The organism is Telluria sp. Soil_C_11, from assembly GCF_057657395.1.
This window is the reverse complement of sequence record NZ_JBDGIN010000026.1, coordinates 16,471-29,179: the sequence shown is the minus strand read 5'-3', so window position 1 is coordinate 29,179 and position 12,709 is coordinate 16,471. Positions and strand designations below refer to the sequence as shown.

The following is a 12,709-nucleotide window of genomic DNA, read 5'->3' as shown; positions in this document are numbered from 1 at the left end:
AAATACCGTCGCGGCATCCTTGCCTCGGCCATCTATCCGATGAACTCATCGATCCTGGAGGGCGTCAACAACCGTATCAAGGTCATCAAACGAATGGCGTATGGTTTTCGCGACGCATCCTATTTCTTCCTGAAAATCAAGGATGCATTCCCCGGCAAAGCGCGATGAACCACAAAAAACCCCTGGGACGCGAATCGCAGGGGTTGATCAGTCAGCGGACAAACGCTCAGTGCGCGCTGATCGCCCGCTCGAGCTGCCCATGCCACGGCTCGGTCACGTCGCGCACGGCGCGGTCGTTGGCCATGATCTGCTTGAGCAGGTCGATCTTGCGCAGGCGCTGGGCGCCTTCGAGGGCCGGCACGCCCGACTTGGTGGCGCTGGCCTGCAGGGCGCACTGGGTTTCCAGGCGGGCCAGGTTGTCGAAGTCGCCATCGCGGGCGGCGACCGCCATGCGACCGCTGAGGGCGGCGATGTTTTCGTACATGGCGAGGACTTCGTTGGACGTCATGGAGCACCAGAGCATGTGAATTCCGGCCGAATTGCCGGGTATCTGGGTCGTTAACGTCCCCGGTTTTGGGAACTTTAGGGTTTTCAAAAGATTTTTTTAAAAAATTTTTCGGCAACAGGATTCTGCCCGGTTCCCGGCAGGGGCGACGCACGGAGCAGATACCGGAAACGCAAGCTATTCCCCGGATCGCGCATTCCAGCCCGGCTTTTTGCCGTCTGTCGCAATCCTGTCATCCTTGCCATTCGCCTTGCTTATAGTGCAAGGTGGATCGGTGCGCCACAGCAGCACCGGCGATAACAAGACAGAGAGACAGAAGGGAGACCAGTCCATGAGACGATTCCAGGCCCTCGGCGCTACCGCGCTGGCCATTGCCGCCATTGGCGCCCATGCCGAGGCACCATATTCTTTTGATAAGACACCGGGCAAGCTGCCCAAGGACGTCATCCCGCTCGAGTACCAGGCCCACCTGGCGCCGGACCTCGACGCGAATACCTTCCGCGGCAGCGAGACGATCGAGATCGAGGTGCTCAAGCCGACCTCGACCATCATGCTGAACGCCGCCGCGCTGGAGATCGACAGCGCCAGCCTGACCGGGAAGGGAATCAAGGCGCTCACGCTGGCGCCGGTGCTGGACGACAAGCAGGAAACCCTGCGCTTCGCCCTGCCGCAGCAACTGGCGCCCGGCCGCTACCGACTCGAACTGGCGTTCCGCGGCAAGATCAACCGTGAAGGGCGCGGGCTATTCTACGTAAATTACCAGGCCGGCAAAGCGGACAAGAAGCTGATCGCCACCACGATGGAGCCGACCGATGCCCGCCGCATGCTGCCCACCTGGGACGAGCCTGCCTTCCGCGCCAGGTTCCGCCTGTCGGTCGACCTGCCGGCCGGCCTGAAGGCGTTCTCGAATACGCCGGTCGACAGGCAATCCCTGCTTCCCGGCGCCAGGCAGCGCATCAGTTTCAAGCCGACCCCGAGGATGCCGAGCTACCTCGTGGTGCTGGCCGCCGGAGAATTTGAACGCATCAGTGCGAAACAGGACGGGGTCGAGATCGGCGTCGTCACCACCGAAGGCAAGCAGGAGAAGGGCGCATTCGCGCTGAGCGCCAGCCGCGACCTGCTGCACTTCTATAACAATTACTTCGGCGTGCCGTATCCGCTGGCCAAGCTCGACCAGATCGCGATCCCGAACGGTTTCAATGGCGCGATGGAGAACTGGGGCGGCATCGTCTACAACGAAAACACCCTGCTGTACGATCCGAAGACCAGCCCGGAGCACGTGCGCCAGATGACCTTCGAGGTGAATGCCCACGAAATGGCGCACCAGTGGTTCGGCAACCTGGTGACCATGGCCTGGTGGGACAACCTGTGGCTGAACGAAGGCTTCGCGTCCTGGATGGCGTCCAAGGCCACCAACCACTTCCATCCGGAGTGGCGTCCCTACCTGGCCAACATCGCCGACCGCGAGCGCGTGATGAACCTCGACGCGCGCAAGACCACGCACCCGATCCAGACCCCGGTCGAAACCGAGGCGCAGGCCGCCGACGCCTTCGACGACATCACCTACGAAAAAGGCCAAGCCTTCCTGCGCATGCTGGAGGCCTATCTTGGCGAAGACGCCTTCCGCAAGGGCATCCGCGCCTACATGGCCAGGCACCAGTACTCGAACACCACCTCCGCCGACCTGTGGACGGCGCTGGAACAGGCCTCCGGCAAGCCGGTCGGCAAGCTGGCCGCGGACTGGACCACCCAGCCGGGCTTCCCCTTGATCAAGGTCGAGCAGGCCTGCGAAGACGGCAAGCGCAAGGTGACCCTCAGCCAGCAGCAGTTCCGCCTCGACGAGCCGGCCGCGGAAAACCGCCTGTGGAACGTGCCGCTGCAGGTGGGCACCGTGAACGGCAAGGCGATGACCACGCTCCTGAGCGGCGCCAGCACCCGCGTCACGCTGCCGGGCTGCGAGGGCGCGCTGGTGGTCGACCCGCACAGCGTCGGCTACTTCCGCATCCAGTACGACCGCGCCAGCTTCGACGCCCTTGCCAGCCAGGCCGCGCGCCTGCCGGACGCCACCCGCCTGAAGCTGCTGAACGACACCTGGACCCAGGTCACGGCCGGCAGCATCCCCCTCGACGCCTGGCTGAAGCTGGCCGGCGAACTGCGCGACGACCCGCGCCTGGCGGTCTGGGAGGCGATGCTGTCCGACCTGAACTTCCTGGATACGCTGGCGCGCGGCGAGCCGGAACAGCCGCTGGTACGCCGTTTCATCGTCGGCTTCGCCAAGCCCGGGCTGGCGAAGCTGGGCTGGAGCGAAAAGCCGGGCGAGGCCGCCGAGGACGCCCAGTTGCGCGCCCTGCTGGCCGGTGCGCTGGCGCGGGCCGGCGACGAGGAAGCGATCGCCCAGGCACGCAGCCGCTTCCAGCGCTGGCTGGCGGATCCGGCCGCGGTCAGCCCGGCGATGATCGGTTTCGTCACGTCGTCCGCCGGCCGCTACGCCGACGCCCGGACCTATGCCGCGATTGCCCAGCGCATGGCCGAGACCCAGAACAACGAGGAACGTTCGCGCCTGGCCGGCGCCCTGATCCAGGTGCAGGATCCGGCGCTGGCCGGGAAGGTGCTGGAGATGGCGCTGGCGCCGTCCACCCCGCCGACCATGGTCGCGCGCATCGTGCAGGGCGTGGGACGCGAGCACCTCGACCAGGCCTGGAACTTCGCCGTCGCCAACCGCGAGCAGCTGATGAAGACCCAGGATTCGGTCAACCGCAACCGCGCCTTCCCGGGCATCGTCGCCGCGTCGTCGAACGCCGCGGACGCCCAGCGCATGGAAGACTTCGTTCGCCAGAACTTCGAGGCCGACGCGCAGGTCGAAGCGCAGCGCGTGGCCAGCGGCATCCGCGTGCGCGCGGCGCAGAAGGCACGCCTGCTGCCGCAAGTGCGGGAGGCGCTGAAATGAGCACCAGGTACTACAATAACAACACCACTCACCAGGAAGGAAGCTTCATGAAAACAAGCTGGACACCCGTAAAGACCGCGATCGTGCTCGCCCTGTGCGGCGCCGCCGTCATCTCGATGCCGGGCCAGGCGGCCGGGCAGGCGCAGCCTGCGGACGCACCGAAGGCCGCAGCACAGGCCGATCAAGCCGCGGCCAGCGCCGCCCTGCGTCCGGGCGACGATTTCTTCGCCTGGGCCAACGGCGACTGGCTGACGAAAACCGAGATTCCGGCCGACCGCAGCTCCTGGGGCGCGATGGGCGCGCTGGCGGAAGAGACCAACCAGCGCATCGTCAAGATGATCGAGGACCTGGCCGCCGACAAGAACCTGAATCCCGAAGCGCGCAAGGTGTCCGACTACTACCGCGCCTACATGAACGAGTCCGCCATCGAAGGCAAGGGCGTGGCCCCGATCAAGCCGCTGCTGGCGAAGATCGACGCCATCAAGGACAAGGCCGGCCTCACGCGCGCGCTGGGCGAATCGATCCGCGCCGACGTCGACCCGCTGAACAACACCAACTTCTTCACCGAGAACCTGTTCGGCCTGTGGGTCGCGCAAGGCCTGCACGACACCACCCGCAACATGCCCTACATCCTGCAGGGCGGCCTGGGCATGCCGGACCGCGCCTACTACCTGGACAGCAGCGAACGCATGGCCGGGCTGCGCACCAAGTACCAGCAGCACATCGCCAAGATGCTGAAGCTGGCCGATATCAGTAAAACTGAGAGCGACGCGGAAGCGCGCGCCGCCAAGGTGTTCGCACTGGAAGTCGACATCGCGAACTCGCACGGCACCCGCGCCGACTCGGCCGACGTGCAGAAGGCCGACAATACCTGGACCGTGAAGGATTTCACCACCAAGGCCCCGGGCATGGACTGGAAGGCCTTCTTCAAGGCCGCGCGCCTGGGCGACCAGTCGAAATTCATCGTCTGGCACCCGTCGGCGGTGGTCGGCGAAGCGGCGCTGGTCCAGAAGATCGACCTGGCCACCTGGAAGGACTACCTCGCCTTCCACCGCATCAACCAGTTCGCCGGCGTGCTGCCGAAGGCCTTCGTCGACCAGCGCTTCGAGTTCTACGGCAAGTCCCTGAGCGGCACCCCGCAACAGTCGCTGCGCTGGAAGCGCGCGCTGGGCGCGACCAACGGCGCGATGGACGAGGCGGTCGGCAAGATCTACGTGGCCAAGTACTTCCCGGCCGAGAACAAGGCGCGCCTGCAGCAGATGGTCAGCAATATCGTCGACGCCTTCGGCAAGCGCGTCGACAAGCTGGACTGGATGGCTCCGGCCACCCGCGCCCAGGCCAAGGAAAAGCTGCGCACCCTGTACGTGGGCGTGGGCTATCCGGACAAGTGGAAGTCGTATGAGGGCCTGAAGGTCGTGGCCGACGACGCCTTCGGCAATGCCGTGCGCGCCGACGAGTTCCACACCGCCCAACAGATCGCCAAGCTGCACCGCAAGCCGGATCGCACCGAGTGGTCGATGCCGCCGCAGCTGGTCAACGCCGTCAACCTGCCGCTGCAGAACGCGCTGAACTTCCCGGCCGCGATCCTGCAGCCGCCGTTCTTCGATCCGAAGGCCCCGGACGCCACCAACTACGGTGCGATCGGCGCCATCATCGGCCACGAGATCAGCCACAGCTTCGACGACCAGGGCGCCCAGTTCGACGCCCAGGGCCGCCTGCGCGACTGGTGGACCAAGCAGGACATGGAGCACTTCAAGGCCGCGTCGAGCAAGCTGGTCGAGCAGTACAACAGCTACAAGCCGTTCCCGGACCTCGCCGTCAACGGCCAGCTGACCCTGTCGGAAAACCTGGCCGACCTGGCCGGCCTGGCCGCTTCCTACGACGCCTACCACCTGGCGGCGGGCAAGAACGCCACCGAAGAAGGCGACCGCCAGTTCTTCACCGGCTTCGCCCACAGCTGGCGCAACAAGGCGCGCGAAGCGGCCGAGCGCCGCGGCATCCTGACCGACGGCCACGCGCCGCCGCAGTACCGCGCCGCCACCGTGCGCAACCTGGATGCCTGGTACAAGGCCTTCGACGTGCAGCCGGGCCAGAAGCTCTACCTGGCGCCGGAAGACCGCGTCCGCGTCTGGTAAGCATTTTCGGACGGTAACGAACGCCTGCGGCAAGGGGGCCAAGCCTAGAATGAATGGCCTGGCATTCCTTACCGCAGGTGCGCATGAAGCAGCATTATCTCGACATCAGGCGGCGCATGCTGCGCCCGCATCCCATCATGGACCAGGACGACTTCCGGGACATCGCAGAACGTACCCTGCATCACTACGACGAGGTCGCGACGCGTTTTTTCGCGGGCACGATCGACCACGACGTCAGCCAGAACATCGCCGCCTTGCTGGGCGCGATCGAGGCGGAACCTCCTTTCACCATCCTCGACCTCGGCTGCGGCCCGGGCCGCGACCTGAAGACGTTCCGGGAACTGGGCCACCGGGCCATCGGCCTGGACGGCAGCGCCAGGTTCGTCGACATGGCCGCACGCTATAGCGGTTGCGAAGTATGGCTGCAGAACTTCCTCGACCTCGACCTGCCGGACGAGATGTTCGACGGCATCTATGCCAACGCCTCGCTGTTCCACGTGCCGCGCAGCCTGCTGCCCAAGGTACTCGCTGAACTGCACGATGCGCTCAAGCCGGGCGGCGTGCTGTTCAGTTCCAACCCGCGCGGCAACAACGAAGAGGGCTGGAACGGCCCGCGCTGGGGCAGCTTCCACGACTATCCGGCCTGGGAAGCCTTTGTGGTCGGGGCCGGCTTCACGCCGATCCACCACTACTACCGCCCGGCCGGCCTGCCGCGCGACCAGCAGCCCTGGCTCGCCAGCGTCTGGCGGAAAAAATGATTCCACTACGTTAACCGGCGAACAGAGTGAGGGTCGCAATCGGCCCAAGATGGATCCGTGCCGCTCGAAAGCCGAGCGGTTGCGACGGGGCCTCGACACCGCCACCAGCTCCGGCGGTCCACCGGCTGGGATGCGCAGCGGATCGAGGGTTCGTTAACCTACTGAAAGGAGGTGTCCATATGAATGAGGACCAGATCAAAGGCAAGGCCAAAGACATTGGCGGCAAGATTCAGGAAGGTGTCGGCAATGCCATTGGCAGCAGCGAGCAGCAAGCCAAAGGCCAATCGAAACAGGTCGAAGGCAAGGTGCAGGAAAAGGTCGGTGATGTGAAAGACGTTTTTACCGACAAGGGTAACCGTTGATCTGCGTTGCCTAGACGCTACCCTCCAAAACAGCCGCCTCCGGGCGGCTGTTTTCTTTCAAGAAATGTTAGACTGAAGCCATCAGTAACCGGGTGGCGGTGAGCCGCTCAGCCAAGAGTTCAGTCAATGAAAACATTACAAAAGCGGATATTGGGCGCGGCAGGCATTCTGGTACTTGCCGGTATTGGGGCATATTGGTATTGGTCGCCTTATCTCGTCATGCGGCAAATGCGTGAAGCTGCCATTCACGCCGACGCCGATGCGTTCAATGACCATGTCGATTATCCGAAGCTCAGGGAAAGCCTGAAAGGCCAGCTCTCGGCACGTATTACGGGCGAAATGGCGAACCAATCGAATTCGGACAACGATTTCGAGCGCGCAGGCGCCGCATTCGGCAGCATGCTGGGCCTGGCCCTGGTCGACAGGATGGTGGACGCCGTCGTTCGCCCCGACATGGTGATGCGTGCGATTGAAAACGGGAAGTTCCAACTGCAAGACGGCGGAAAGCAGGAAACCAGGGAAGCCGCCGCGAAAGTCGATATCGCAATGCTCTCCCAAGCGGTAAAGCTGTACAAGCTCGATCACGGTGTGTATCCGACCGAGCAGCAGGGATTGCAGATTCTCGTCGATCCGGCTGCAAGACCCGACGGCATGGGAAACTACATCGACAAGCTTCCCAGCGACCCATGGGGCCGTCCCTTCCAATATGCGAATCCGGGCAGGGAATCGGCTGCCTTCGAGATCTATCATCTTCCCCCTCCGGCGTCGGAAAGCGATACGATCGCCCGCAAGGCCGCATGGCGTTCAGAACGAAAAGGTGTTGACAAGATCATCGTCTACCTGGACACGAACGATGCGCCTGCAAGAAAAAATGAAGCCGCGTTCGTGATGCGCAGGGAGGGTTTCGCCAACTGGAAGCTGACGGAAATCCGCTTGCCCGAGTGAAGGACGATTCCACAGGTACTCTGGCGCGATTTCCTGGCCTTACAGGGACTTTAGGTACTGCGCCAGATCCCTGACCTCATCCGCGCTCAGCCCCAGCGACTGGCGCTGGTCATACAGCTTCACCACGTCTTCCAGGGTCGCGGCCTTGCCGTTGTGGAAGTAGGGCGGATGCTGCCACACGCCACGCAGGGGTGAAGTCCGGTATTTCTTGGTCGCGCTGCGCGATGCGTAGCTGGGTGCGCCATTCGGTTCCGGTTCGCTGACCACCTCCGACACGGCGTGAAGACGCTCGTTGGCATCGGTGAACTTCGGCCCGCTGTGGCAGCCGATGCATTGCCCCTTGCCGTTGAACAGCAACTGGCCGCGCGCGGCCGCCACCGCATCGAAGCTGCCGGCCGGTGGCGCCGGGGCATCGAGCGAGAGCTGGTAGGCGCGCAAGGCCGGCAGCGCCGGGGCCACCAGGTCCACGTTGCCGTTGGTGATGTCGACGCCGATGCGCGGGTCGGCGAAATGCCCCAGGCCGCCCATCTGGGTCACGCCGACATAGCGGTTCCAGTAGCTGACGTCGTCGCCATCCCCGGTGGTGGTGATGCTGTGGATGTCCTTGAGGCCATAGGCTGGCGGAATCAATACCGGGCCGTTCTTGCCGTCGATGTTGAAACGCGGATCGTACCGGCCCGGCCCCCAGGAGTTGTACACGGCTTTTTGCGCGGCGCTCAGCACGGGCGAGAGCGCGATGATCGCGCCCGGATTCAGGTCGCGGTTAGGCCAGCCGTCCAGGCGTTTGCCGATGCCTTTCGAAAGCGAATCGTCGACGGTCGAATGGCACAGGGCGCAGGTAATGCCGACGCGCTTCAGCACATCCTTGCCGCCGACCGTCTGCACCTCGCCGGCCAGGCCGACGACGGCGTTCAGCTTGAGCAGGGTGACCGTGGTCTGCGGGCTTTTCAGGTCGACGCTGCCATTCTTGATTCCCTGCTGCACCTCCGGCGGCAATGCCTCGACATCGACCTTCAGGCCGACCGCCAGCGCGGTGGCCGGGTCGACCGACGAAGCGATGACTTCGTGCAGGCGCAAGGTGTCGGTCCATTTGGCTTCGTCGCCGAAGGTATCGAACCGGAAGGTCTTCTTGCCGAGCGCGACGAGCTTCTCATCGTCGTCCGGCGGTGGATGGTGGTCGCCGCCGCAAGCGGCAGCGTGCGCAGCGGGACTTCTGCGTGCGGCATTGGATGAAGGAGACGTGTGCGCCGTTCCCGCGCGGGAGTTCAGGCGTCGGTGTCGCGTTTTGTCTCGTCGCGATCGCCGAGGATGTCCTGCACGTACAGCATCTTCACCAGCAGCATCAGGCTCGCCGTCATCGGCGTCGCCAGCGCGATGCCGGCGAAGCCGAAGATGGTGCCGAAGACCAGCTGCATCACGATGATCAGGGCCGGCGGGATCGACACCGCCCACGAATCGATCATCGGCTGCATGACATAGCCATGCACCGTCTGGATGCCGAGGAACAGCAGGATCGTGTACAGGGCCAGCTGCGGGTCCACCGACAGCGCGATCAGCACCGCCGGCACGCCCGCCATGATGGGGCCGAGGTAGGGGATGAAGTCGAGCAGGCCGGCGATGATGCCGAGGATCAGTGCCAGCGGCACGCCCAGCAGGGTCAGCCCGATCGAGGTCGCGACGCCGGCGATCAGCATCGAGCAGGAGGTGCCCAGCAGCCAGCGCGCCAGCGTGCCGCCGATCTCGTCCAGCACCTGCGCGGCGCGCTCGCGCTTGCGCGGCGGGATCAGCGTGATGAAACCGTCGATGTAGCGGCGCGGCGCGATCGCAAAATAAATGCCGACGAACAGGATGATGGCGACGTTGCCGATCGCGCCCAGCACGCCGCCGAAGAACAGGCCGGCGTCCGGCACCATCCGGCCGAGGTATTGCATGAGCTGCTTGGGTTGCGGCAAATCGCCGGCGATCCGCTTGAGCAGGGGATGCTGTTCGACCATCTGCTGCAGGCGGTGCAGCGAGGCCGGCAGCTGTTTCGCCAGCTGGCTGGACTGTTCGGCAATCTGCGGCGCCATCGCCCAGCCGCCCAGCCCGATCACGAGCAGCAGCAGGACGACGACGATGCCCATCCCCAGCTTGCGGTTGATGTGGAAGCGGCGGCACAGGATGGCGCTGAGCTCGAACAGCAGGATGGCGAACAGGATGCACGCGAACACCAGTAGTAGGGCATTGGCCGCATAGTAAATGCCGGCCAGCAGGGCCAGGAACAGGGCGGCGATCCCGTCGACGAGGGCGAAGCGGCGCATCAGGCGGCGCTGGGCGGGCGTCGGCTTGGCGGCTTCGCTGGCGGGAGGGGTGGGGTCCTGGTCGTTCATGACAAAATGCTATCCGTCAGACGGTTTCTCCGGCGCGCGGCTGAGCTATGTGCGTGAGCGAACGGAGCTATCCATCGAGCATTCTTATCATTGAATCACAGTCAATGAAAGGAGAGCATCATGAACTCGAACCAAGTCGAAGGCAAACTGCAGGACATCGGCGGCAAGATTCAGGAAGAAGCCGGCAAGCTGGTCGGCAGCCAGGAACAGCAGGTCAAAGGCCTGAAGAACCAGGTCGAAGGCAAGACCCAGGAGAAGCTGGGCGACGCGCAGGAAACCATCCACGACGCAACGAAGTGATCGTACGGTAGGGGGCACCACGTGCCCACGCGAACGAACGACGCAAAAAAATAGCCGCTCACGAAGAGCGGCTATTTTGTTTTGAGCGTGGGCACGTGATTGATGCTCCGGCATCAATCACGCCTGCATCACTTCGCGTTGGTTCCGCCGAGGTTTTTCTTGAAGAAGGCCTCGATCATTCCGTACACGTGGCGCTGGCCGGCGCGCGACGAGATGCCGTGCTTGGCGCCCGGATAGGTCATCAGCTCGAAGCGCACGTTGCGGTTCACCAGGGCGTCGATCAGGCGGGTCGAGTTGGTGAACAGCACGTTGTCGTCGGCCATGCCGTGCACCAGCAGCAGCGGCGACTTCAGGCCGTCCAGGTGGGCGAACACGCCGCTCTGCTTGTAGGCTTCCGGATTCGACTTCGGCGTCGCGCCCACGAACTGCTCGGTGTAGTGGGTGTCGTACAGCGACCAGTCGGTCACCGGCGCCACCGACACGCCCATCGCGATCTTGCTTGACCCCGCTTCCAGCAGGCGCAGCGTCATGTAGCCGCCGTAGCTCCAGCCGAACACGCCGACGCGCTTCGGATCGACGAAGCGCTGCTTGGCCAGCCAGTCGATGCCGGTTAGCTGGTCTTCGACTTCGTGCTTGCCCAGTTCGCCGTAGATGACGTCGGTGAAGGCGCGCTCGCGGCGCGAGGAGCCGCGGTTATCCAGCGTGAACACGACGAAGCCCTGCTGCGCCATGTACTGCTTGAACAGGTTGCCCCAGCCGCGGGTGACTTGCTGCGAGTGCGGGCCGCCGTAGACGAACAGGAACACCGGATAGCGCTTGGCCGGGTTGAAGTTGGCCGGCTTGATCATCGAGTAGTACAGGGTCTGGCCGTCGTGCGCCTTGATGTTGCCGAACTCGGTCGGCAGGTGGCTCGACACGTACTTCGCGTACGGGTGATCCTTGTTCAGCTCGTTATGCTCGAGCCACTCGACCATCGAACCGTCGGCCTTGCGGATCGACACTTGCGGCGGGGTCTTCGGATCGGAGAAGGTGTCCACGAAGATCTTGCCGTTGCGCGAGAAGGTGTCGTTGTGCCAGCCGTCGGTCTTGGTGATGCGCACCGGCTTGTCGGCATTGCTGCCGTCCAGGTTCAGCGCGTAGGTCTGCTTGTCGATCACCGCATCCTTGTTCGATGCGATGTAGACCTTGCCAGCGTCTTCGTCGACGGCCAGGATCTCGTCGACGCCCCATTCGCCCTTCGAGATCGGGAACAATTCTTTACCGTTCAGGTCGAACAGGTAGAGGTGGTTGCGGCCGGTGCGCTCCGAGGCCCAGATGAAGGCCGGGCGGTTCTTCAGGAACTTCAGGTCGTCGTGGATGCTGACCCAGGTCTTCGAGGTTTCGGTCAGCAGGGTGCGCTGCGCCAGGCTGGCGGCGTCGACCGCGACCAGGTCGAGGCGCTTCTGGTCGCGCGACTGGCGCTGGTAGACCAGGGTCTTGCCGTCTGCGCTCCAGTCGGCGCGCACCAGGTAGATGTCCTTCTCGGCACCGAGATCGACCTTCTTCTGGCTGCCTGTGGCCGGGTCGACGATCATCAGGTCGACCAGCACGTTCGGATCGCCGGCGGCCGGGTAGCGCTGGTCGATCACTTCGGTGCGGTCGGCGAAGATCTCGAAGCGGCGCGCGACCGGCACCGGGGCCTCGTCGTAGCGTTTATAGGCGATCGCGGAATCGTCCGGCGCCCAGTAGTAGCCGGTGCGCTGGCCCATTTCTTCCTGGGCGACGAATTCGGCTTCGCCGTTGTGGATGGGGCCCTTGCCATCATGCGTCAGCTGGCGTTCCTGGCCGGTCGACAAATCGATCACGACCAGGTTCTGGTCGCGCACGAAGGATACGTAGCGGCCCTTCGGCGAGATCTTCGGATCGCCCACGTTACCCGACGCCACCTTGCGCGCATTGTCCGGATTGGCGACGTCGACCAGGTAGAGGTCGCCGGCGATCGGCACCAGGATCTGCTTGCCATCCGGCGACCAGCTGTAGTTGATGATGCCGGACAGGCTGGCGGTACGCGCGCGTTCGCGACGCGCCTTTTCTTCCAGCGACAGGTTCTCGTTCGGGACCAGTTTCTTGGAGTCGACCAGGCGGTGCGTGGTCTTGTCCTTCATGTTGTATTCCCACAGGTCCAGCTGGAACTGGTTGTCGGCACGGCCGCGCAGGAAGGTCACGCGTTCGCCGTCGGGCGACACACGCACGTTACGGACGCCAGGACCAGCCAACGCCGGGTCGGCGTAGATGCGGTCCAGGGTCAGGCGTTCCGCGGATGCGGGAACGGCCGACAGGGCGGCCAGGAGGCAGAGAAGAAGGCGCATGGATTGTCTCGCGGATAAAAATTAATTTTGTGCAACGGCG

General features: G+C 64.2%; 12 protein-coding genes. 8 read left to right on the top strand and 4 right to left on the bottom strand.

Going from position 1 to position 12,709, the window contains the following annotated elements; all coding sequences use genetic code 11:
- Positions 1-168, top strand: a 168-nt coding sequence (locus AC3A6M_RS23925; RefSeq protein ID WP_487853697.1) for a transposase, incomplete at its 5' end; no start/stop codon positions are given.
- Between the two features lie 58 nt (positions 169-226).
- On the opposite strand, the gene AC3A6M_RS23920 is transcribed toward AC3A6M_RS23925, so the two are convergent.
- Positions 227-523 (bottom strand): flagellar protein FliT, encoded by a 297-nt coding sequence (locus AC3A6M_RS23920; protein WP_487855220.1) that lies wholly within the window; start codon positions 521-523, stop codon positions 227-229.
- A 313-nt stretch (positions 524-836) separates the two neighbouring features.
- On the opposite strand from AC3A6M_RS23920, the gene AC3A6M_RS23915 reads away from it, so the two are divergent.
- The 5 genes from AC3A6M_RS23915 to AC3A6M_RS23895 all read left to right on the top strand — a co-directional run bounded on the left by AC3A6M_RS23915 (position 837) and on the right by AC3A6M_RS23895 (position 7,652).
- A complete protein-coding gene (locus tag AC3A6M_RS23915; protein WP_487855219.1) occupies positions 837-3,452 on the top strand; it encodes a M1 family metallopeptidase in 2,616 nt (871 codons plus the stop codon).
- Between the two features lie 47 nt (positions 3,453-3,499).
- Positions 3,500-5,587 (top strand): M13 family metallopeptidase, encoded by a 2,088-nt coding sequence (locus AC3A6M_RS23910; RefSeq protein WP_487855218.1) that lies wholly within the window; start codon positions 3,500-3,502, stop codon positions 5,585-5,587.
- 137 nt (positions 5,588-5,724) lie between these two features.
- Entirely contained in the window at positions 5,725-6,345 is a 621-nt protein-coding gene (locus AC3A6M_RS23905) for a class I SAM-dependent methyltransferase (protein WP_487855222.1), read from the top strand.
- A 179-nt stretch (positions 6,346-6,524) separates the two neighbouring features.
- Entirely contained in the window at positions 6,525-6,707 is a 183-nt protein-coding gene (locus tag AC3A6M_RS23900) for a CsbD family protein (protein ID WP_487855217.1), read from the top strand.
- Positions 6,708-6,833: 126 nt separating this feature from the next.
- A complete protein-coding gene (locus tag AC3A6M_RS23895) occupies positions 6,834-7,652 on the top strand; it encodes a DUF2939 domain-containing protein (protein WP_487855216.1) in 819 nt (272 codons plus the stop codon).
- 39 nt (positions 7,653-7,691) lie between these two features.
- Here the strand turns inward: AC3A6M_RS23895 and AC3A6M_RS23890 are convergent, their stop codons facing one another.
- Positions 7,692-8,729 (bottom strand): c-type cytochrome, encoded by a 1,038-nt coding sequence (locus tag AC3A6M_RS23890; protein WP_487855215.1) that lies wholly within the window; start codon positions 8,727-8,729, stop codon positions 7,692-7,694.
- Between AC3A6M_RS23890 and AC3A6M_RS23885 the strand changes: the two genes are divergently transcribed.
- Positions 8,718-8,885 (top strand): hypothetical protein, encoded by a 168-nt coding sequence (locus tag AC3A6M_RS23885; protein WP_487855214.1) that lies wholly within the window; start codon positions 8,718-8,720, stop codon positions 8,883-8,885. The genes AC3A6M_RS23890 and AC3A6M_RS23885 overlap by 12 nt on opposite strands.
- 32 nt (positions 8,886-8,917) lie before the next feature.
- Here AC3A6M_RS23885 and AC3A6M_RS23880 read toward each other — a convergent pair whose 3' ends face one another.
- Positions 8,918-10,021: an AI-2E family transporter gene (locus tag AC3A6M_RS23880; RefSeq protein WP_487855213.1), complete on the bottom strand. Its 1,104-nt coding sequence runs from the start codon at positions 10,019-10,021 to the stop codon at positions 8,918-8,920.
- A gap of 120 nt (positions 10,022-10,141) precedes the next feature.
- Here AC3A6M_RS23880 and AC3A6M_RS23875 point away from each other — a divergent pair, with 120 nt between their 5' ends.
- Complete coding sequence (locus tag AC3A6M_RS23875; protein ID WP_487855212.1) at positions 10,142-10,321, top strand: CsbD family protein; 180 nt, start codon at positions 10,142-10,144, stop codon at positions 10,319-10,321.
- 128 nt (positions 10,322-10,449) lie between these two features.
- Here the strand turns inward: AC3A6M_RS23875 and AC3A6M_RS23870 are convergent, their stop codons facing one another.
- Complete coding sequence (locus AC3A6M_RS23870; RefSeq protein WP_487855211.1) at positions 10,450-12,669, bottom strand: S9 family peptidase; 2,220 nt, start codon at positions 12,667-12,669, stop codon at positions 10,450-10,452.
- Between the last annotated feature and the right edge of the window lie 40 nt (positions 12,670-12,709).